This window comes from Aquabacter sp. L1I39 (assembly GCF_017742835.1).
In the GTDB taxonomy this organism is placed as follows: domain Bacteria; phylum Pseudomonadota; class Alphaproteobacteria; order Rhizobiales; family Xanthobacteraceae; genus L1I39.
The window spans coordinates 4,260,109-4,279,057 of record NZ_CP072392.1 but is presented as its reverse complement, the minus strand read 5'-3'; the positions used below and the strand labels follow the sequence as shown (position 1 = coordinate 4,279,057).

19 protein-coding genes are annotated in these 18,949 nt (G+C 65.8%); 5 read left to right on the top strand and 14 right to left on the bottom strand.

All coding sequences use genetic code 11. The features are described 5' to 3' along the window. Positions 1–129 precede the first annotated feature (129 nt). The 3 genes from J5J86_RS19425 (at position 130) to J5J86_RS19415 (ending at position 2,193) form a co-directional block, all read left to right on the top strand. Positions 130–837 carry a glutathione binding-like protein gene (locus J5J86_RS19425; RefSeq protein WP_209100968.1) on the top strand — a complete coding sequence of 236 codons (708 nt, stop codon included), beginning with the start codon at positions 130–132 and terminating at the stop codon, positions 835–837. Continuing rightward, positions 834–1,556: a glutathione S-transferase family protein gene (locus J5J86_RS19420; RefSeq protein ID WP_209100967.1), complete on the top strand. Its 723-nt coding sequence runs from the start codon at positions 834–836 to the stop codon at positions 1,554–1,556. Before J5J86_RS19425 ends, J5J86_RS19420 begins: the two co-directional genes overlap by 4 nt. Before the next feature lie 136 nt (positions 1,557–1,692). After that, the gene (locus tag J5J86_RS19415; protein WP_209100966.1) at positions 1,693–2,193 is read left to right on the top strand and encodes a flavin reductase family protein; all 501 of its coding nucleotides are present in this window, start codon (positions 1,693–1,695) and stop codon (positions 2,191–2,193) included. A 12-nt stretch (positions 2,194–2,205) separates the two neighbouring features. Here the strand turns inward: J5J86_RS19415 and J5J86_RS19410 are convergent, their stop codons facing one another. The 13 genes from J5J86_RS19410 to J5J86_RS19350 all read right to left on the bottom strand — a co-directional run bounded on the left by J5J86_RS19410 (position 2,206) and on the right by J5J86_RS19350 (position 14,862). Then, a complete protein-coding gene (locus J5J86_RS19410) occupies positions 2,206–3,144 on the bottom strand; it encodes a LysR family transcriptional regulator (RefSeq protein ID WP_209100965.1) in 939 nt (312 codons plus the stop codon). A 119-nt stretch (positions 3,145–3,263) separates the two neighbouring features. After that, positions 3,264–4,253 (bottom strand): Gfo/Idh/MocA family protein, encoded by a 990-nt coding sequence (locus J5J86_RS19405; protein ID WP_209100964.1) that lies wholly within the window; start codon positions 4,251–4,253, stop codon positions 3,264–3,266. Positions 4,254–4,367: 114 nt separating this feature from the next. After that, positions 4,368–5,594 carry an MFS transporter gene (locus tag J5J86_RS19400; protein ID WP_247657716.1) on the bottom strand — a complete coding sequence of 409 codons (1,227 nt, stop codon included), beginning with the start codon at positions 5,592–5,594 and terminating at the stop codon, positions 4,368–4,370. Then, positions 5,591–6,349, bottom strand: a complete 759-nt coding sequence (locus J5J86_RS19395) for a sulfite exporter TauE/SafE family protein (RefSeq protein WP_209100963.1) — start codon at positions 6,347–6,349, stop codon at positions 5,591–5,593. The genes J5J86_RS19400 and J5J86_RS19395 overlap by 4 nt, the downstream gene beginning before the upstream one ends. Before the next feature lie 129 nt (positions 6,350–6,478). Continuing rightward, complete coding sequence (locus J5J86_RS19390; RefSeq protein ID WP_209100961.1) at positions 6,479–7,585, bottom strand: LLM class flavin-dependent oxidoreductase; 1,107 nt, start codon at positions 7,583–7,585, stop codon at positions 6,479–6,481. A 135-nt stretch (positions 7,586–7,720) separates the two neighbouring features. Next, on the bottom strand, positions 7,721–8,548 hold the full coding sequence (gene pcaD, locus J5J86_RS19385) for a 3-oxoadipate enol-lactonase (RefSeq protein ID WP_209100959.1): 828 nt from the start codon (positions 8,546–8,548) through the stop codon (positions 7,721–7,723). A 170-nt stretch (positions 8,549–8,718) separates the two neighbouring features. Then, entirely contained in the window at positions 8,719–10,125 is a 1,407-nt protein-coding gene (locus J5J86_RS19380; protein ID WP_209100957.1) for a TRAP transporter large permease, read from the bottom strand. Between the two features lie 10 nt (positions 10,126–10,135). Continuing rightward, positions 10,136–10,702 carry a TRAP transporter small permease gene (locus tag J5J86_RS19375; RefSeq protein ID WP_209100955.1) on the bottom strand — a complete coding sequence of 189 codons (567 nt, stop codon included), beginning with the start codon at positions 10,700–10,702 and terminating at the stop codon, positions 10,136–10,138. Positions 10,703–10,784: 82 nt separating this feature from the next. Further along, positions 10,785–11,723, bottom strand: a complete 939-nt coding sequence (locus J5J86_RS19370; RefSeq protein WP_247658622.1) for a C4-dicarboxylate TRAP transporter substrate-binding protein — start codon at positions 11,721–11,723, stop codon at positions 10,785–10,787. Between the two features lie 415 nt (positions 11,724–12,138). Next, complete coding sequence (locus tag J5J86_RS19365; protein ID WP_209100951.1) at positions 12,139–12,582, bottom strand: hypothetical protein; 444 nt, start codon at positions 12,580–12,582, stop codon at positions 12,139–12,141. Positions 12,583–12,602: 20 nt separating this feature from the next. Further along, positions 12,603–13,841, bottom strand: coding sequence for an FAD binding domain-containing protein (locus J5J86_RS19360; protein ID WP_209100950.1), 1,239 nt, complete (start codon positions 13,839–13,841; stop codon positions 12,603–12,605). A gap of 109 nt (positions 13,842–13,950) precedes the next feature. Next, complete coding sequence (locus J5J86_RS19355; RefSeq protein ID WP_209100948.1) at positions 13,951–14,601, bottom strand: TetR/AcrR family transcriptional regulator; 651 nt, start codon at positions 14,599–14,601, stop codon at positions 13,951–13,953. 72 nt (positions 14,602–14,673) lie between these two features. Then, positions 14,674–14,862, bottom strand: a complete 189-nt coding sequence (locus J5J86_RS19350; RefSeq protein WP_209100947.1) for a DUF3008 family protein — start codon at positions 14,860–14,862, stop codon at positions 14,674–14,676. A 172-nt stretch (positions 14,863–15,034) separates the two neighbouring features. Between J5J86_RS19350 and mbfA the strand changes: the two genes are divergently transcribed. Next, positions 15,035–16,012: an iron exporter MbfA gene (gene mbfA, locus J5J86_RS19345; RefSeq protein WP_209100946.1), complete on the top strand. Its 978-nt coding sequence runs from the start codon at positions 15,035–15,037 to the stop codon at positions 16,010–16,012. Positions 16,013–16,106: 94 nt separating this feature from the next. Continuing rightward, on the top strand, positions 16,107–17,090 hold the full coding sequence (locus J5J86_RS19340; protein ID WP_209100945.1) for a zinc-dependent alcohol dehydrogenase family protein: 984 nt from the start codon (positions 16,107–16,109) through the stop codon (positions 17,088–17,090). 6 nt (positions 17,091–17,096) lie between these two features. Here J5J86_RS19340 and J5J86_RS19335 read toward each other — a convergent pair whose 3' ends face one another. Further along, on the bottom strand, positions 17,097–18,887 hold the full coding sequence (locus J5J86_RS19335; RefSeq protein WP_209100944.1) for a PHA/PHB synthase family protein: 1,791 nt from the start codon (positions 18,885–18,887) through the stop codon (positions 17,097–17,099). Between the last annotated feature and the right edge of the window lie 62 nt (positions 18,888–18,949).

The window sequence follows — 18,949 nt, the reverse complement described above, 5'->3', positions numbered from 1 at the left end:
CGGCTGGCAGTTCATTCTTGACACAAGCGTCAAACTTGACACTCATGTCAAGCATGCCACGGGGCAAGGGACCTTCCAAGGGGCACATCCGCCGCCCCGAAGGCCCGGCGCCCGCTCTGGGAGGACGGCATGATCGAACTGCTCTACTGGACCACGCCCAACGGCCATAAGATCGTCATCGCGCTGGAAGAATTGGGGCTCGACTACAAGATCACCCCGGTCAACATCTCCACCGGCGACCAGTTCAAGCCGGACTTCCTGGCTGTGAGCCCCAACAACCGCATCCCCGCCATCATCGACCACGCGCCGCAGGACGGTGAAGGCCCCCTTTCGGTGTTCGAATCCGGCGCGATTCTGGAATATCTGGCGGACAAGACGGGCAAGCTCCTGCCCAAGGCGCCCCGCGCCCGCTTCCAGACGCTGGAGTGGCTCTATTGGCAGATGGCGGGCCTTGGCCCCATGGCCGGGCAGGCCCACCACTTCCTGCATTATGCCCCCGAGCACGTGCCTTATGCCGCCCAGCGCTATGTGAAGGAATCCAATCGCCTTTATGGGGTGCTCGACCGCCGGCTGGCGGTGGCGGACTATATGGGCGGGGACTTCTCCATCGCCGACATCGCCGCCTATCCCTGGGTGCGCTCCCATTCCCGGCACGGGCAGAACCTGGACGACTTCCCCCATGTGAAGCGCTGGTTCGAGGCCATTTCCGCCCGCCCGTCGGTGGTGAAGACCTATGAAATCGCCGCGTCCATCAATACCGTGCCCACCGTGAGCGAGGCGTCCCGCAGCCTCCTTTTCAACCAGAGCGCCCAACTCCCCGCCGGAGGCACCGCATGACCGCATCCGCTCCCATCACCCTCTACGAACTGGCCGGCGCCGACCCCCGCCTGCGCTTCAGCCCCCATTGCTGGAAGGTGCGCCTGGCGCTGGCCCATAAGGGGCTCGACGTGGACGGCGTGCCGTGGCGCTTCACCCAGAAGGAGGAGATCGCCTTTTCCGGCCAGGGCGCCGTGCCGGTGCTGGTGGACCAGGGCGAGGCGATCAGCGATTCCTTCCGCATCGCCTGCCACCTGGAAGAGCGCTATCCCGACCGCCCCTCCTTGTTCGGCGGCGCGGCGGGGCGTGGCCTTGCCCGCTTCGTCAACAGCTGGGCCGATACCGGCCCCATGGCCACCATCGCGCCGGCCATGATGCTGACCATCTATGGCCGCATTGCTCAGGAGGACCGGGACTATTTCCGCACCTCCCGCGAGAAGCGGTTCGGCAAGGCCCTGGAAGAGGTGGCCGGCGATGTGGACGCGCGCGTCGCCGCCTTCCGCCAGACGCTCACGCCCCTGCGCGCCATGCTCCAGCACCAGCCCTTTGTGTGCGGCGACACCCACGCCTATGGCGACTATGCGGCCTTCGGCGTCTTCATGTGGATCCGCTGCGTCTCCGATTTGGAGGTGCTGGAAGAGGCCGATCCCGTCCATGCCTGGCGCGAGCGCCTGCTGGACGCGTTCGACGGCCTCGCCCGCAGGGCTCCCACCCCGAAGGATTGCGGGCTGGCCGCCTGACCTTCCACCCGCCGGGGCGACCTGCCCCGGCGGATCAGTCCCCATGATGGACGAAATTAAAGATCATAATTTGAAATCATGGCCCGATGCCCCCAAGGTGGCCCCCAATTGGAGCCGCTGAGGAACAACAGCCGAAATGTCCGACCTGGAAACCTTGAACCCCATTCTTCCGCGCCATTTCCGCGACGTCCTCGGGGCTTTCGCGACCGGCGTGGTGGTGGTGACCACCAATGGGAGCGGCGGGCGCCCGGTGGGGCTGACCATCAATTCCTTCAACTCGGTGTCGCTGGACCCGCCGCTCATCCTGTGGAGCTTGGCCCTGAAGGCGCCGAGCCTGCCGGCATTCCAGGCGAGCAACGTCTTCAATATCAACATCTTGGCCGAGCACCAGGAAGCGCTCGGCCGCCGCTTCGCCACCCCCGCCGAGAACAAGTTCGCCGATGTGGACCATGCTCCCGGCCTCAATGGCGCGCCCGTTTTGGCCGACACCGCCGCCCATATGGAATGCCGGGTCTATGCCCGCTATCCGGGCGGGGACCACGAGATCTATGTGGGCGAAGTCACCGCCCTACAAGATCGTGGGCATGCCCCCCTCGTCTATCACCGCGGCGGCTTCCGCCGGCTGCACGGCGGCTGAGGCTCGGCCCCCTCAGGCGGCGGGGGCCTCGTCCTCGAAATAGCCGGTCCAAAACCGGTTGAGCCGCACCGCCTCTTCCCGCAGAAGCTCCAGGAAGGCCGCCGCCGGGGGCACGATCACCCGGCTCGAAGGCTCGATCAAGACAAGGTCAAGCGGTTGAACCGGATCGACAATCGGCTGCACCGACAAAGGCAGCCGGTCGATGTCCGCCGCCAGCATGATGGCCGGCACCACGGTCCGCCAGTCGGAGGTGGCGACGAAATCCAGCGTGCCCATCATGGAATCCATCTCCAGCATCCGCTCCACCTGCACGCTGTTCGAGGCAATATAGGTCTCGATCAGGGTGCGGCGGGTGTTGGCGACGGAGGGCAGGACCAGCTTCAACGGCCCGAGCGTCCGCAGCCGCACGGGCTTGAGGTGGCGAGCGGGCTCCAAGCGGCTCACCAGCGTCTCGTGGGTGGTCAGAAAGTGCTGTGATTTCAGGCCCGGACGGCCCGGAATGGACGGCACGATCGCAAAGTCCAGCTCGCCATTCAACACCGACTGGGTCAGGATCGGGCTGAACGCCTCCACCACCCGCACCGACACATTGGGATAGGCGGCGATGAAGCGCCGCATGGCGGGCGCCAGCGTCACCCGCGTCATGGTGGGCATCAGCCCCACCGCAATGTCGCCGGAGACGCCCGAGCCGAACATCAGCATGGTCTGGTGCGTCGCCTCGTGGAGCCGCAGCATTTCCACACAGCGGCTGTAATAGGCATCCCCCGCCGGAGTGGGCGTGACGCGCCCCTTGTCGCGGGAGAACAGGCGAACGCCAAACCGCTCTTCCAGCTTGCGAATATGCTGCGAGACGCCGGACTGGGTGCCGTGTTCGCGATTGGCGGCCGCCGTGAACGACCGCTCCTCATAGGCGGCCACGAACAGGCGGATTTCTCTCAGGCTTTCAGCCACTTGGACGTCCGTTCTTTGCGCGCGCGGCGCGTGCCGCGCGACCCTCCCTTTCGGTCAGGCTCGCACGCCCGGCCGCCGCTGGCAAAGGGCGGACGCGCGAGCGCGCCCGCCGTGACACCTCAGGGGACCATGGCGATGCCGCCGGACTTGGCGGATGCGAAGACCGCTTCCAGGGCAGCCACATTCTCGATCATCTGGTCCATGGAGATGGGATAGGTCTCCTTGCCCTCGGCGGCCCGGGCGAACGCCTCCAGATTGGCGCGCACCGCGGGGGCAGGCGGGTATTCCAGGTCTTCCCGCGGCTTGCCGCGAACGACGTAAGTGGCGGTCCAGCCTTCCGAATTTTCCGGATGCGCCTTGTCGCGCACCTCGGCCCATCCGGTGGAGCCATAGACCGCGATGCGGCCGTCGAAGGGCGTGGTCAGGATGGCCGAGAGCAGTGCATTGGCGCCGGACTTGAAGTTGAGCGTCATGGCCAGCGTGTCGCCATTCTCGAACGAGGTGGCGAGCGTCGAGAGCGAGGTCAAAGCCCGCTCCGCCGGCCCTAGAATGGCGGTGGACAGGTCCAGCAGATGGATGCCGGTGGCGGTGACCGGTCCCACCGGGTTGGACGCGCTGATACGCCAGTTTCCGGGCGGCAGGGCTAAGAACTTGTCCTGGCTGAAATTGGCCTCCACCTGGAGAATGGTGCCCAGCTCGCCCGCCTTGATGCGGTTCATCAGGTCGATGATCGGCGGCTCGAACCGGCGCTCATGGCCGACGCCCAGCACCCGGTTGTGCGCCCGGCATACCGCCACGGCGCGCTCCGCGTCCGCCCGCGTCAGGCACAAAGGCTTCTCGCAGAAGACGTGCTTGCCGGCGGTCGCGGCGGCGACGATCTGCTCCGCATGGAATTGCTGCGGGGTGCACAGGATGACGCCCTGCACCTCAGGGTCCGCGATAACCGCCTCAAAACTCGGGAGAAAGCGAGCATCACGCTCTGCCGCCAGCGCCGCCTTGGCGGGGTCGACGTCGGTGGCTGCCACGATGCGGATGTCCGGGCTGCCGGCCAGCACGCGCAGCATGGTGCCGCCCCACCACCCCATTCCGATGAGTCCAACCTTGAGCATGCGTCTTTCCCTGTTTTCAGCGTGTTGCGGGGCGCCGCGCCCCGGTCCGCTGCACTTTGCTGGCGTCGCGCCTGCGGCACAAATTATGAAGTCTTCTGTTTGCCAGTCGTTTTTCTAATGGGCCGATGCGCCGCTCGTCCGCTCCGTGACATGGAGCGCAAAGGCCACCAGAACCACGGCAAGGCCGATCCCCATGGCCAGGGTCCAGCCACCCACGACCATGGCCCAGGCGCCCACCGCGGAGCCGATCGCGCCGCCCGAATAGAAGATGGAGAAGAACAACCCATTGACCCGGCTGCGCCCTTCTGAGCCCAAGGTGAGGATCGTGCGCTGCCCCACCACCAGCGAGCAGGCGACGCCGCAATCGAGAAGAATGCCGGCGACGACCAGCAGCACCAGCCCGCTGTGCCCGGCTCCCGCCATCAGGCACAGTGCGAACGCCACGACGGAAGCGAGGATGCCGGCAAGCGCTCCGAGGCGTCCCCAGCCTCGGTCAGATGCCCAGCCCACAAGGGGTGCGGCCCCCGCGCCCGTCACGCCCAGCAGGGCGAAGATGGCGATGCCCTTCTGCGTCATTCCGAAGGCGGAACTTGCCAGGAGGAGGGGGATCACCGTCCAGAACAGTGTGAAAGCACCGAACAGGCAGAATTGAATGGCAGCGCGGCGACGGAGGGCGGGGTGATCCACTAGCAGCGCGCGCAGAGATCGGAACAGCGTGCGATAGCGAAAGCCATCGGAGGGCGTGCGCCGGGGCACCACCAGCGCCATCACCAGCGCGAGCACCGTCACCACGGCGCAAGAGCCCAGAAACACCGCACGCCAGCCATGGGCATCCGCCATCAGGCTGGCGACGGGCCGCGCCAGCATCATGCCCAGGAGTACTCCGGACATGACATTGCCCACCACACGCCCCCGGTCGGCCGGCGCGGCGAGATGGGAGGCATAAGGCACCAGGATCTGCGCCACCGAAGCCGAGACGCCGATGGAGAAGCAGGCGGCGAGGAAGAGCGGCGCATTGGCCGCGAGCCCCGCCGCCAGCAGCGACCCCGCCACCACCAGCAGCGTCGCGACGATGAGGCGCCGGTTCTCGAAACGGTCGCCCAGCGGCACCACCAGGAGCAGGCCGATCCCGTAGCCCACCTGCGTCACGGTCATGGCGATGCCAGCCGCCCAAGGGGCAATGCCGAGCGCCTCGCTGATGGGGGCCAGCAGCGGCTGGGCATAATAGAGGTTCGCCACCACGATGCCGCCGCCCACCGCCAGCAGCAAGGTGAGCCAGAAGCCGAGCATGGGAGGAACCTGCCCGACCGCCTGTTCGCCCTCTCGGGGCGCGGCCGTCATGGCCACATCCTGACGCCGTCATAGATGAGCTTTGCGCCCACCAGAAGCAGCATCACGTAGACGCAGAAGAACAGGCGCTCGCGGTCGAGCCGGTCATGCAGCTTGCGGCCGCAATAGGTGCCGAGCGGAATGGCCGGGATCATGGCCGCCGAATAGGCCAAGAGGTGCAGCCGGTCGAGGCCGATGGCGGCCATCAGCGGCAGGCGGGTGACATTGGCGATGGTGAAGACCGCCGACATGGTGCCCGCATACATGGTCTTGGTGAGGGTGCGGCGGGTGAGATAGACCGCCACCGGCGGCTGGCCGGCATTGGCGAGGAAAGTGGTCAGCCCGCCAAGCGCGCCCCACCCGAAGGCCCGCGGCGGCGAGACCTCCAGCGGCGTCCCCGGCTTCGGCCGAAGGAAGACCTGACGGGCTGCGAAGGCAAGGACCGCAAGGCCGATCAAGGCGGCACTCAAGTGGCGCGGCAAGCCGCCGAGCAGAAATGCGCCCACCACCATTCCCGCAAAAACCCCGCTGGCGATCCAGATCACATCGGGCATGGACCAGGTGCGGGGCGGAAAGGCCTTGAGCGTTGCGAGGTCCATGAGGGGCAGCAGGGGCGCCAGCACCACGGCCGCATCCACCGGGTCCATCACGAAGGTGAGGATGGGAATGCCAACCACGGCGAGGCCGCCGCCAAAGGCGCCCTTGGAAAAGGAGATGATGAAGACCGCCGCCAGCCCCGCGACGATCACCTGCGGTGCGAGATCCATGCCCGATTATCCCGTCTCGGCACCCGACACATGTCGGCACCGGCCCGCCCGCGTGTCGCTCAGAAGAAAATAAGGCGCAACCAGAATCCCGGCCGGGCTTCCGGTTGCACCGTCACATGGAAGGATATGTCACTCGGCGGCCTTGGGGGCGCGGGCCTCGCGGCCCTCCACCAGAGGGACCACTTTTTCGGCCAGGAGGATCATGGACTTGCGGCCAAGGTCGCGGTCGACCCAGTCCTTGCCCGCATAAAGCAGGGTGCCAAACGGGCCGGTGATCTCCTGGAAACGGAGCAGGTCGTCGGCCACCTTGTCCGGCGTGCCCCAGATGACCAGTTCGTCGAGCACGCGCTCGATGGTCAGGTCGTCGTCTGACATGTTGGGATCGGGCTTGAAGAGGTCGGCGCGCTTGTTGGCCTTCATCTTCGTCAAAAGCTGATTGTAGTAGAAGCGATACGGGCTCTTGGGTCCGAGCGCATATTCGCGGGCGGTGGCGAGGTCATCGGCGACAAACACGCTCTTGGCCACGCGCCAGTCCGCGGGATCGGCCACGCGGCCCACCCGCTCGCAGCCCTCCACATATTTCGGCCAGTGAGTGGCCACCCATTTGGGCAACAGGAAGTTGGCGGAGATGGGCAGCCAGCCCCGCGACGCGGCTTCCGTCACGCCCTTGGAATAGGGCGCCACCACGGTCACCACGATGGGCGGATGGGGCTGCTGGAGCGGCTTTGACATGATGCCCTGGCCGATGGCCGGCATCATCGTCCGCTCCGTGGTGATCTTCCAATACTTGCCCTCGATATTGTAGGGCGCCTGGCCGGCCCAGATGGCCAAAACCGAATTGATGCCCTCCACGAACATCTCGTTGCGGTTGGCGTCCAGATTGCCGAACACCTCCGCATCGGAGAGCAGCCCGCCCGGGCTGATGCCGAAATTGAAGCGGCCATCCAGCATATGGTCGAGCATGGCGATCTGCCCGGCCACATTGGCGGGGTGGCTGTTGGGCATGTTGATGGTGCCCGTGCCCAGCCGGATCTGCTTGGTGTGGGATGCGATCCAGGCCATGAACATCGCGCAGGAGGTGATGTTTTCAGCCTGGTCGGTCACGTGCTCGCCGCAATAGGCTTCCGTGAAACCAAGCTCATCCGCCAAGATGAAGGCGTCACGATCTTCTTTGAGAGACTGGCGCCAATCCTTGTCGATGGGGTGGATCGGCATGGTGAAGAAACCGAGCTTCATCGCTCAACTCCAGACTGCTTTCAGCCAGGATAATCTGGCCCGGCCATTCACTGAAATGATTGTTTCTGATGCGCCGGATCAGTCCGGCTAATCCCCTGGGCGAGGCCGGCGCGGGGTGGCCGCGCCGGCGAGGCCTCAGGCGGAGGCGCGCTGCGCGACGTTCTCGCCCGCCAGCCAGGAGCCCACGGTCGCGTTGAAGGCGTCCGGATTCTCCAGGATGATGATGTGCGAGGCGGGCGCGATCTCGACGAAACCGGCACCGGGGGTCAGGGCTGCCATCTCGCGCATGGCCGCCGGCGGAGCGCCGCCATCCTGCGCGCCCGCAATGAAGAGAGCCGGCGCCGAGATGGAGCCGAGGCTGCGCTTATAGTCGAGCCCCTTCAGGGCCTCGGCGCAGGCGATGTAGCCCTCCATGTCGGTGGCGAGGATCATGCGCTTGGCCTCTTCCACGATGTCGGGATTGGCGTCGCGGAAGCCCGGGGTGAACCAGCGCTCGATGGTGAAGTCGACCACCCCCTGCATGCCGCCCGCCGCACGGATGGCGGCGATGCGGGTGTTCCAGCTGTCCACGAAGGGCGGGATCGAGTCCGAACGCGCGGCCGAGCAGATCAGCCGGTTGACGCGGCCGGGATGGTTGATGGCAACGCCCAGCGCGGTCATGCCGCCCATGGAGAGGCCGAGAATGTCCGCCTTCTCGATCCCGTAATGGTCCATCAGGCCGACGAGGTCGGAGGCAAACAGGTCCATGGAATAGGGCGCGGGCGGTGCGGAGCTCTGGCCGTGGCCGCGGGTGTCGTAGCGCAGCACCCGGTGGGTCTTGGTGAGAAGCGGCATCTGCAGGCGCCAGCTCTCATGGGTGCAGGCGAGGGAATTGGACAGGACGATCCAGGGCTTGCCGGCATCGCCGTCGACGCGCGCCGCAAGCTCGGCGCCGTTCACCTTCACTTTCTCAACTTGGCTCATGAAGTCCTCCCGATCGGTCTGAAGAAAAAGAAGAGACGAGCGCAGGTCTCCTTTCGCGGAACACATGCAGTCCCACGGGCCGAATACCGGTCGCTCGTCGAAGTGAGGGCACGGCTCTTGCGGCCGCTTTTGCCCACCGCCCGGCCGTCAGGGCCGCCGGACGGAATGCCTCATCCGCCCACCTTGCCGAGGTTCGGCAGCCAGGTGGCGATCTGCGGGAAGGCGATCAGAAGGCCGATCACCACCAACAGGCAGATCCAGAAGGGAATGGCCCCCCGGAAGATCTCGCCCACCGATATTTTCTCGTCAGGCAAGGCGGCCTTCACCGTAAAGACCAGGATACCGAACGGCGGCGTCAGCAGACCAGTCTCGATGGCGATGATGCCGATCAGCGCGAAGGCGAGCGGGTCATAGCCGAGCGCCGCCGCGATGGGGGCGAAGACCGGCACCGTCAGGAGGATGATCGAGATGGAATCGATCACGCAGCCCAGCAGGAACCAGATGAAGATCATGATGCCGAGGATGGCGAGCGGCGGCAGGCCGGTGTCGAGGAAGAAGGCCTGCACTGCTCCTGTAATGCCCGTCATCGACAGGACGCGGGAATAAAGCTGCGCCATCACGAGGAGCAGAAGCAGCGGCGCGGACGTACGGCCGACGCTGAGCACCACGTCGAAGATCTGCCGGGCTCGCATCCCTCGGCCGATGGCGATGAAGAGGGAGAGCGTCGCGCCTACGCCCGCGCCTTCGGTGGGGGTGAAGACGCCGAACCAGATGCCGCCGAGTACGCTCAGGATCAGGCCAAGCACCAGCAGCGTGCCGACGAGCGACTTGCCGAACGCCTCATCCTCCACAGGCTGGCGCGCGGGAACCGTCGCCCGCCCTCCCCCCATGCCGGCCACAGCCGCGCCGGAGGCGGTGACACCCACCACTTCGGGGCCACGGGCCGCCTCGCCCACCAGGGCTGGATAGCGCAAGGCGAAGACAACGATGTAGAGGCTGTAGACAGCCACCACCAGGAAGCCCGGCACCACACCCGCCAGGAACAGGCTGCCGATGGACTGCTCGGTGATGACGCCCCACACGATCATCAGCACGGAGGGCGGGATCAGCATGCCAAGGCACGCCGAGCCGGCGATGCAGGCGAGCGAGAACTGGCGGCTGTAGCCGTAGCGCTTCATCTCCGGATAGGCGATGCGCGAGAAGGCGGCCGCCGCAGCGATGGAGACGCCCGACACGAAGGCGAAGATGGCATTGGCGAAGACGGTGGCGATGCCGAGCCGTCCGGGCAGCCATTTGGTCACCCGGTTGACCAGGGCGAACAGGTCCCGCGCGGCGCCGCAACGGGCCAGGAATTCGCCCATCAGGATGAAGAGCGGGATCACCGCGAAGATATAGTCGCGGATCGCCTCATAGGCGGTATTGGAGATGAAGGTGACCACCACCTCCATGTCCCCGTTCATCATCAGGTAGATGCCAAGGGCTGAGGCCAGCCCCAGGGCGACCGCGATATGGGTGCCGAGGAAGACGAGGAGAAGCAGGACGCCGAGCACCAGCGCCATTTGGGTTCCGTCGAACATGGGCGCCTCCTCAGTGCGATACGCCGGTGATGATGACTTCGGCGCGGCGCGCGGCCACGATCTGGCGGCAGGCGAGCAGGATGTAGCCGAGGCAGGCGAGCAGCGTTCCCACCAGCACGGACAGGCGCACAGGCCACATGGGAACATGCAGGGCGCCCTCTCCCTCATATTCGCCGCTGGTCCAGGCATGCAGGAAGCCGTCGATGGACCCCCAGAAGATCATGCCGAACAGGAGTGCGCCGAGGAGCGAGCCGATGATGCCGAGCGCGGCCTGAACCGGCACCGGGAAGTGCACGGTGAAGGCATCCACCTGCATCATGCCGCCCGACAGGATGGCGTAGCTCGCCTGCAGGTAGCAGATGATGACGATGGAGCTGGAAACCAGCTCCGGCGTCCCCTTCAGGGGCGCGCTGAACAGGACGCGGCCGATCACATCGGCGCAGACGACGAAGCAGAGCAGGAAGGCGAGCATCGCGGCGAGGGCAAGCAGACCCTTCGACACCCAATCCAGGACGGTGCCGATCAGGGAATGCGCGTCGCGCGACCGGCCCGGCGCGGCGGACAGTGGCGAAGACATGGGCGCACCTGTCGAGAAGAGGAACATGAAGCGGGCACCGCCCCGGATGCCTGAGGCATCCGGGGCGCGCGGGATCAAGACATCACTTGACCTGGTAGCGGACCGGCCATTTGTGGCCGTGCTTCTCGTAGAGCTCCATGGCCATGGAGAGGACTTCGGTGGCGGGCAGCCCGGCCTTGTCCAGTTCCTGCGCCTTCTCCTTCGGCCAATCCTTCAGCGAGGTGGCCCATTCGATGCGGACGGAATCGGGCACGGCCGTCTTCACCTTTGCGCCCAGTTCCTTCAGCTGCGCGATCTGCTTGGGATAATTGGCGTCATTGACCGTGCCGGTCTTGGCCTCGAACTCGCGCGCGACCTCCAGGATGATATCCTGCACGTCCTTCGGCAGCTTGTCGAAGCGGGCCTTGTTGATGGTCATGCCGTGCCAGGTGATGGCTCCGAAGCCGGTCTCGGTATAATAGGGCGAGACCTCGAACAGCTTGAAGTTGACGACGCCCGAGGGGAACATGATCCAGCCGTTATAGACGCCTGTCTGCATGGAGGTGTAGGCCTCCGGCAGCGAGGACTGCACCGGGATGGCGCCGGCATATTCCAGCCATTTCAGGTTCAGGCCAGCGCCCGCGAGCTTGCGCCCCTTGAGATCGGAGACCGTGTTCCAGTCGAACGTGGTGGTCAGGTTGTAGCCATTGTCCGAGATCAGGGCGATGAGCTTCTGATTGAACTTCTTCTCGAACACTTCGCGCATGTACGGCACCTTGTCGTACACCTCGCGCGCCACCTTCACTGAGACTTCCGAGCTCATGGAAGAGAAGGGCAACATCACCTGGAAGGCCTGCAGCGGCAGGTTCGAGGGCTCGAAGCAGAAGCAATAGCCGCCAATGTCGATGATACCGGACTGCACGCCCTCCAGCGTGTCCGCCACCTTCACCATGGAGCCGCCATAGCCCTCCACGAATTCGATCTTGTGGCTGGTACGCTCGGCGACACGCTTGGTGACCTCCGGCACGAAGAAGGTCTGCATCAGATTCACATACGTATTCACCGCAGGGTGACCGGATGCAATCCGAAGCCTAAACGTGTCAGCGTGCGCAAATCCCGCCATGCCCGCCATGAGCGCAGCGGAAAGGGCGGAGATTCGAAGCAGATTTCGCATGTCTTGTTTTCCTCCCGGACCATTTTCTTGATTCTGGCCGCACGATTTTCGGCAGCCTTTTCGCCTGATCGATAAAGCGAGGGAGCGCGCGGTCGAGCGGCTCTGGAAAATCACGGCATCCGGCCCACCCCTGAATGGGCCGAGCAGCGCATCTTTGCACCGGATGCTCATTTCTAAGGGCCGCCCGGCCAGATGGCCAAATGATCATTTATGATCGAGACCATAAATCAGGCTAATGGCTAGCCCGGCATTCAGGTCCCCGCGGACGCCCGTTGTTGCCGCCTCAGGCGGCATTCCGCAGATGGTCGGTCACCTCCTGCGGGAGAGGAAGCGGGGCGTTGGCGCTGTCGAGAAACTCCACCGTGGTGAAGACAAGCTCGGTGTCGCCGGTGTTTTCCAGGTCATGAATCATGAATCCGCCGGCGGGAAAGTTGAAATGGCGGGTATCGCCCGCTTGGTAGGTCACGTCCGCGATGCGGCCATCCCCATAGTGAGAGCGGGCGGAGCCATCCGTGACGGCGGTCCAGAAATAGTCGAGCACATGGGTATGGAAGGCGATGCGCTGGCCCGGCTGCAGAGCCAGATGCCATACCCGCACCCGATCGGTCTGTGAAACGAGACGCGAGCCCACCTGGCCCATGCCGACCCGCGCCGCGAATTCGGCCCGAAGGCCTGCGTCCCATGCCGCCGGCGCCTCCGGCCAGGTTTCGATCACATGATGTCCCATGGCGTCTCTCCCTTTGGTGTTCAGGCGGCGATGCCCACGGCCACGGCCGTTTCCGCCATGACGCATTCCGGCTGGCGGTGATGCTCGGCCGCAGCCCTGTCTTCGGCGCTCAGCGGCTCGGTCTGCATGTAGGCGCCGAGGCGCCGGGCGCGGCGCACCACCGCCTCGCCATAGGCGACCCGCGTGCGGGAGAAATCCGCCAGTGCGGCGGGAATGTCGCGGCCGTGCCGCTCCAGCGCCGCCACCAGTTCGGCCGCATCGCTCGCCGCCTTGGTGACCCCCATGCCAACGTGAGGCCGTGCCACGAAGGCGGCATCGCCGAGAATGACGGTGTGTGGGGCAAGGTCCAGCCGAGGAGTCTCCAGATCCCGGATCACCTGAATGAAAGGCTGGACCGTGCGCTCCACCACCTCGGCGAATTGTGGTGACAGAGTCTCCCGCGCCGCCTTCCGGGCGGCGGCGACGACCTCGGGCCGGATGCGGTTCGGCGGAATGGAGACGGGGTGGGAGACGCCGTCGCTGTCCGTCAGCAGGTCCTTCAGCACGTCCGGCGGCGCCGGCCGGTACCAGACAAAATTGAAGCGGCGTTGCCCCCGCGCCATGGATTCGTCAGGACCGGCCACCGGATAGCCCAGCATCTGCTCGGTGGCGGGCAAGGTGAAGGCGAAATGGTCGCACAGATCGGCGCGGGTGGCCTCGCTCAGCTCGCTTTCGCCCACCATCCCCCGCCAGGCGATATAGCCGGCATAAGCGGGCTCGGCCTGTGGCAGGAACTGCGCCCGCACGGTGGAATAGATGCCATCCGCACCCACCAGAAGGTCGCCTTCCGCCACGCGGCCGTCGGTGAAATGGGCGCGGACGCCGTTCGGTCCGTCTTCCACCCGCGCGAGATCAAAGCCGTGATGATAGGTCTCGTCGGGCAGCACTGCCCGCAGCAGGCCGTAGAGGTGGCCCCAGGAGGTCACGAGTTGCTCAAGCGGCAGTTCGTGGCTGAGATGGCCGTCGCGGGCAAACACCCGGCGCCCCGCCACATGCACGCCCACACGGGCATCCGCCGCATCGACACCGCACGCATGCATGAGGTCGAGCAGCTCCGCATGGGTGACGATGCCGGCGCCACGACCCGACAATTCGCTGCCCGTCCGCTCATAGACCTGCACCTGCCACCCAGCCCGGCGCAGCAGCAGCGCGGCAAACAGGCCCGCCATGGAGCCGCCGATGATGATGGCGCGGCGTGCGGCCGCGAGGTTCCCGCCCATGGTCCTCTCCCTGGCAAGCCCGCTCTCATACAGTCGGAGCGGAGATATTGATCATTTGATCAACCATCGCCCGGAAAGGAGGAATCGTCAAGACATAATGATCAAATGATTATTTATCTGCCGCCGCCAATGCCGCAAACACTGCCGGCGCGCCGTCAAGGAAGGCCCGCACACGCAGGGCAATGTCCGCGTCGAGATCAGCGGGACGAGGAATGCCATAAATGAATTCTCGGACGCCCAGATAGAAGATGGCCGCGTGGAGCCCCCAGATGAGTTCCACCTCCTCGTCCCGCACCGGCGGATCCAAAGGCAGGCCGCGCTCGTGTCGAATTTCCCGCGCCACCCGATCGAAGGCGGCGCCGCGCAGGAAGGCGAGGTAGCGGGCATTGAAGTCCAGGCCCTTCAAACCCGCGAACATGAAAAGGCGCACCCATTCATGCGTGAGCAACAACCGCGAGTAATCGCGATAGAAGCGCACCAGCCGATCCTGGAGCGATAGGCTGCGGTCCTCCAGCTGCGCTTCCCATTCCCGCCGCCACGGCATGAGGAACACTTCCTCATAGACCCGGTCCAGCAGCGCCTCCTTGCTGGGGAAGTAGCGGTAGAGAAGGGACTGGGTGACCCCCGCCTCCGCAGCGAGATCCCGCGTGGTGCCATCAAATCCGTGCTGAGCGAAGAAGGAGATGGCGGCGCGAAGAATGGCGGCCTCCCGTGCCTTCGGATCGAGGCGACGAGGGCCTGTCGGGCGAGACTGCGGCATGGGCTTGGGCAGGTCCTGTTTGTCCCGCCATAGCACATGCGGAGGGGCTGCGGGGAGACCGGAAGGCCACCCTTAGTCCTTGCTGGCGTGCTCGGGCTTTCCTTTGCGCTTGGTCGAGGCCATCTTCTCCAACTCCTTCGCGTCCATGCTTTCATACATGGATTTGGAGGCCCCCTTCAGCTGCGATACCTTCTGGTCTCCACGCTTGGCCGACAAGGCGGCGCCAGCGGCTTTCTGTTGGGCTTTGGACTTTGCTGGCATCACGATCTCCCTGGTATGGCGTCTTACCCCGGCAACGCGCCTCCGGCTCCGTTGGTTTCGTCATTCCCCTGCAGGCTATGCATGTGTGGGCGTGGGGATCGGCGGCTTCGTCATATCACTGACGCGACGTTCCGCAATAAGCTAGAATCATTATAAACTAGGCATCCCCGTCATGCTTCCTGGCTTCGCCGCCCGCCGGCAATTCTCCGATCTGAGCGAAAAGGAAATCCTCGCGCTCGCCATCTCCTCGGAAGAGGACGATGCCCGCATCTATGCTGACTATGCGGAGGCGGTACGGGCGGAATATCCGGCAACGGCGCGCGTGCTCGACGGGATGGCCGAGGAGGAGGGCCGCCACCGCCGCGCCCTGATCGCCGAGTTTGAGCGCCGGTTCGGCACCCATATCCCGCTGATCCGCCGAGAACACATATCCGGCTACTATGCCCGGCGTCCGGAATGGCTGGTCAAGAATCTCGGCATCGAGCGCATCCGCGGCGAAATCAGCCGGATGGAAGAGGATGCCGCGAACTTCTACCTGAAGGCGGCGCAGCGGGCGTCCGACACCGGCACCCGCGCGCTCCTTGGCGATCTCGCCGGCCAGGAGCAGGGGCATCAGGCCACCGCCGAGGCGCTGGACGCGGCGAACCGGCCCGAAGAGGTGCGAAACGAGGAGACCGAGAAGGCGCACCGCCAGTTCGTCCTCACCTGGGTGCAGCCCGGCCTTGCCGGCCTCATGGACGGCTCGGTCTCGACGCTCGCCCCCATCTTCGCCACCGCCTTCGCCACGCAGGATTCGCAGACGACACTGTTAGTGGGCCTGGCGGCCGCGGTGGGCGCCGGCATTTCCATGGGCTTCACAGAGGCCGCGCACGATGACGGCGTCATCTCCGGCCGCGGCTCGCCGCTGAAGCGGGGCCTTGCCTCCGGCATCATGACCGCCGTGGGCGGCCTCGGCCACGCGCTGCCTTATCTGATCCCGGAATTCTGGACCGCCACCATCCTCGCCTGCATCATCGTGTTCGTGGAATTGTGGGCCATTGCCTGGATCCAGAACCGCTACATGGAGACCCCCTTCCTGCGCGCCGTCGTCCAGGTGGTGGTGGGCGGCGCCCTGGTGCTGGCGGCCGGCATCCTGATCGGCGGAAGCTGATCCGCCTTTGCCGCTTGAGGCAGGTCATGGCCTTGACCCTTGCAAGCCGGCACACTGCCGCTGACGCGACAAGGCGGCGGCCAAGGAGGCGGCAATGCGCGCAATGGTGCTGGAGCGGCCCGGCCAACCTCTCGTGCTGCGCACCCTGCCCGATCCGGTCCCCGGCCCGGGCGAGGTGCTGATCAAGGTCGGCGCCTGCGGGGTGTGCCGCACCGACCTGCATGTGGTGGATGGCGACCTGACGGAGCCGGCCCTGCCCCTCATTCCCGGCCACGAGATCGTCGGCCGGGTCACCGCGCTGGGCGAAGGGGTGAGCCATCTCACCCTGGGCCAGCGGGTGGGGGTGGGCTGGCTCGGCCGCTCCTGCCAATGCTGCGACTATTGCCGGTCGGACGAGGAAAACCTCTGCGACCATCCCCTCTTCACCGGCTATACCCGCAATGGCGGCTTTGCCACCCACACGGTGGCCGATGCCCGCTTCGCCTATCCCCTCGGCGAGGCCGGACCGGACGCTGAACTGGCGCCGCTCCTGTGTGCGGGTCTCATCGGGTGGCGCACCCTGGGGATGGCAGGCTCGGGCAAGCGGCTCGGCCTCTATGGCTTCGGTGCCGCCGCCCACATCATCGCCCAGGTGGCGCTGTGGCAGGGGCGGGAGGTCTACGCCTTCACCCGGCCGGGGGACGAGGCGGCGCAGGACTTTGCCCGTCGCCTGGGTGCGGTTTGGGCCGGCAGCTCAGACGAGGCACCACCCGTGCCTCTGGATGCCGCCCTCCTCTTCGCGCCGGTGGGCGCCCTGGTGCCGGCGGCGCTCAAGGCGGTGCGCAAGGGTGGGCGGGTGGTGTGCGGAGGCATCCATATGAGCGATATTCCGAGCTTCCCCTATCGCTGGCTTTGGGAAGAGCGGAAAATCCTCTCGGTCGCCAATCTTACCCGCGAGGATGCTCACGCGTTTCTGGCCATCGCCCCGGAGGTGGGCATCAAGACGACGGTCACGCCTTATGCGCTCGAGGCGGCCAACACCGCCCTCGACGACCTGCGCGCGGGGCGCCTCCAGGGCGCCGCGGTTCTGGTGCCGTAACCGCTCTCAGCGCTGCATCACATAGGTGCCCGGCGCGGCCATGAGGGGCGGATAGCCCGCATCCGACGCACCCATGGACGGGGGCGCCACCTCGGCGGTGGAATGGGCGGACAGGAAGCTCTCCCAGGCGGCCCACCAGGAGCCGTCCGTCGCCGGCGTTACGGAGAACCATTCCTCCGGCCCGATATAAGCATCGCTCGCCACATGGTGGCGCACGCGATAATGGCGATGAGGGTGGCCGGGCTCGCTGACAATGCCCGCATTGTGCCCGCCGCTCGCCAACACGAAGGTCACGTCCGTGTCGGTGAGGTAATGGAGCTTGTAGACCGAGTGCCAGGGCGCCACATGGTCGCGCTCCGTGCCCACCGCGAAGATCGGCACGCGGATATTGGGAAGCGCCACCGGATGGCCGTCCACCAGATAGCGCCCGGTGGCAAGATCGTTGCGCAGGAAGAGCTCACGCAGATACTCGGCATGCATGCGATAGGGCATGCGTGTGGAATCCGCGTTCCAGGCCATCAGGTCGATCATGGGCGCCCGATCGCCCATGAGATAGTCCCGCACCATGCGTGACCAGACGAGGTCGTTGGAGCGCAGCATCTGGAACGCGCCAGCCATCTGGTCGGCGGACAGATAGCCCTGGTCCCACATCATGCTTTCCAGGAAATGCAGCTCGCTCTCATCGATGAAGAGCTGCAATTCGCCGGGCTCGGTGAAATCGGTCTGGGCGGCAAAAAGGGAAATGCTGGCGAGCCGCTCATCCTTGACGCGCGCCATGGCGGCGGCGGCGATGGCGAGCAAGGTGCCGCCCAGGCAATAGCCGGTGGCGTGCACTTTGGCCCCGGGCACGATGACGCCGATGGCATCGAGCGCCGCCATGATGCCGAGGCGGCGATAATCGTCGAGGGCGAGATCGCGGTCCTCAGCGGTCACGTTGCGCCAGGAAACGCAGAAGACTGTGTGGCCCTGCGAGACCAGATAGCGCACCAGCGAATTCTGGGGCGACAGATCAAGGATGTAGTATTTCATGATCCAGGCCGGGACGATCAAGACCGGCTCCGCCTTCACCGTGGGGGTCGTCGGCGCATATTGGATCAACTCGATCAGGTGGTTGCGATAGACCACCTGTCCGGGCGTGACCGCCACTTCCTGCCCTGGCACGAATTTCTCGGTGCCGACGGGCGGCTGGCCGCTGCCGGTACGGGCCAGATCCTCCAGGAAGTTGCGATAGCCCTGCATGAAGTTCTCGCCGCGCGTCTCCTTCGCCCGCCGCATCACCTCGGGATTGGTGAAGGGTGTGTTGGAGGGAGAGAACATGTCCAGCATCTGACGGGCGGTGAATGAGACCACGTCCTGGTGGTGTTCCGAGACACCCGGCACTTCCCGCGTGGCGTTGTGCCACCATTGCTGGGTCAGGAGGAAGCTCTGCGCCATCAGGCAATAGGGCCAGGCATGCCAGGCCGGATCGCGGAACCGATCGTCGCCAGGCAGCGGCGTGATGCAGGGCGGCTCGGAAGGGTCGAGGCGGGCACGCATGGCATAGCCCTGCAGGCGCGCCACCTTGCGGGCGAGCTTGAACCACAGCTCCATCTGCTTGCCCGGCGCCGCCGAAAGATGCGCGCCCCAGTCCATCAGGGCCAGGCCGAGGGAGACGGGCGACAGGCCGGCGGTGCCGCGGGCCGCGAGCGCCTGGACCATGCGATCGAAGGCGCGGAAGCCCTCCTCCCCCAGGGGCGGCTCGAAGCCGGGCGCGGTTTCGGGAGCGACGTAAGGCACATTGCGCACGGGTGCGGACATGGAACCATCCTGCGGATAACCATCGGGCCCGGATCAGGAACACCGGTCCCGGAGCGCCGGTG

Excerpts from the sequence above, each read along its gene's own strand:
- J5J86_RS19400 (WP_247657716.1), bottom strand. The coding sequence starts at position 5,594 with ATGACGGCCGCGCCCCGAGAGGGCGAACAGGCGGTCGGGCAGGTTCCT.
- J5J86_RS19355 (WP_209100948.1), bottom strand. The coding sequence starts at position 14,601 with ATGCCGCAGTCTCGCCCGACAGGCCCTCGTCGCCTCGATCCGAAGGCA.
- J5J86_RS19365 (WP_209100951.1), bottom strand. The coding sequence starts at position 12,582 with ATGGGACATCATGTGATCGAAACCTGGCCGGAGGCGCCGGCGGCATGG.
- J5J86_RS19335 (WP_209100944.1), bottom strand. The coding sequence starts at position 18,887 with ATGTCCGCACCCGTGCGCAATGTGCCTTACGTCGCTCCCGAAACCGCG.
- J5J86_RS19375 (WP_209100955.1), bottom strand. The coding sequence starts at position 10,702 with ATGTCTTCGCCACTGTCCGCCGCGCCGGGCCGGTCGCGCGACGCGCAT.
- J5J86_RS19350 (WP_209100947.1), bottom strand. The coding sequence starts at position 14,862 with ATGCCAGCAAAGTCCAAAGCCCAACAGAAAGCCGCTGGCGCCGCCTTG.
- J5J86_RS19360 (WP_209100950.1), bottom strand. The coding sequence starts at position 13,841 with ATGGGCGGGAACCTCGCGGCCGCACGCCGCGCCATCATCATCGGCGGC.
- J5J86_RS19415 (WP_209100966.1), top strand. The coding sequence starts at position 1,693 with ATGTCCGACCTGGAAACCTTGAACCCCATTCTTCCGCGCCATTTCCGC.
- pcaD (WP_209100959.1), bottom strand. The coding sequence starts at position 8,548 with ATGAGCCAAGTTGAGAAAGTGAAGGTGAACGGCGCCGAGCTTGCGGCG.
- J5J86_RS19425 (WP_209100968.1), top strand. The coding sequence starts at position 130 with ATGATCGAACTGCTCTACTGGACCACGCCCAACGGCCATAAGATCGTC.
- J5J86_RS19405 (WP_209100964.1), bottom strand. The coding sequence starts at position 4,253 with ATGCTCAAGGTTGGACTCATCGGAATGGGGTGGTGGGGCGGCACCATG.
- J5J86_RS19380 (WP_209100957.1), bottom strand. The coding sequence starts at position 10,125 with ATGTTCGACGGAACCCAAATGGCGCTGGTGCTCGGCGTCCTGCTTCTC.
- mbfA (WP_209100946.1), top strand. The coding sequence starts at position 15,035 with ATGCTTCCTGGCTTCGCCGCCCGCCGGCAATTCTCCGATCTGAGCGAA.
- J5J86_RS19340 (WP_209100945.1), top strand. The coding sequence starts at position 16,107 with ATGCGCGCAATGGTGCTGGAGCGGCCCGGCCAACCTCTCGTGCTGCGC.
- J5J86_RS19370 (WP_247658622.1), bottom strand. The coding sequence starts at position 11,723 with ATGCAGACCTTCTTCGTGCCGGAGGTCACCAAGCGTGTCGCCGAGCGT.
- J5J86_RS19395 (WP_209100963.1), bottom strand. The coding sequence starts at position 6,349 with ATGGATCTCGCACCGCAGGTGATCGTCGCGGGGCTGGCGGCGGTCTTC.
- J5J86_RS19390 (WP_209100961.1), bottom strand. The coding sequence starts at position 7,585 with ATGAAGCTCGGTTTCTTCACCATGCCGATCCACCCCATCGACAAGGAT.
- J5J86_RS19420 (WP_209100967.1), top strand. The coding sequence starts at position 834 with ATGACCGCATCCGCTCCCATCACCCTCTACGAACTGGCCGGCGCCGAC.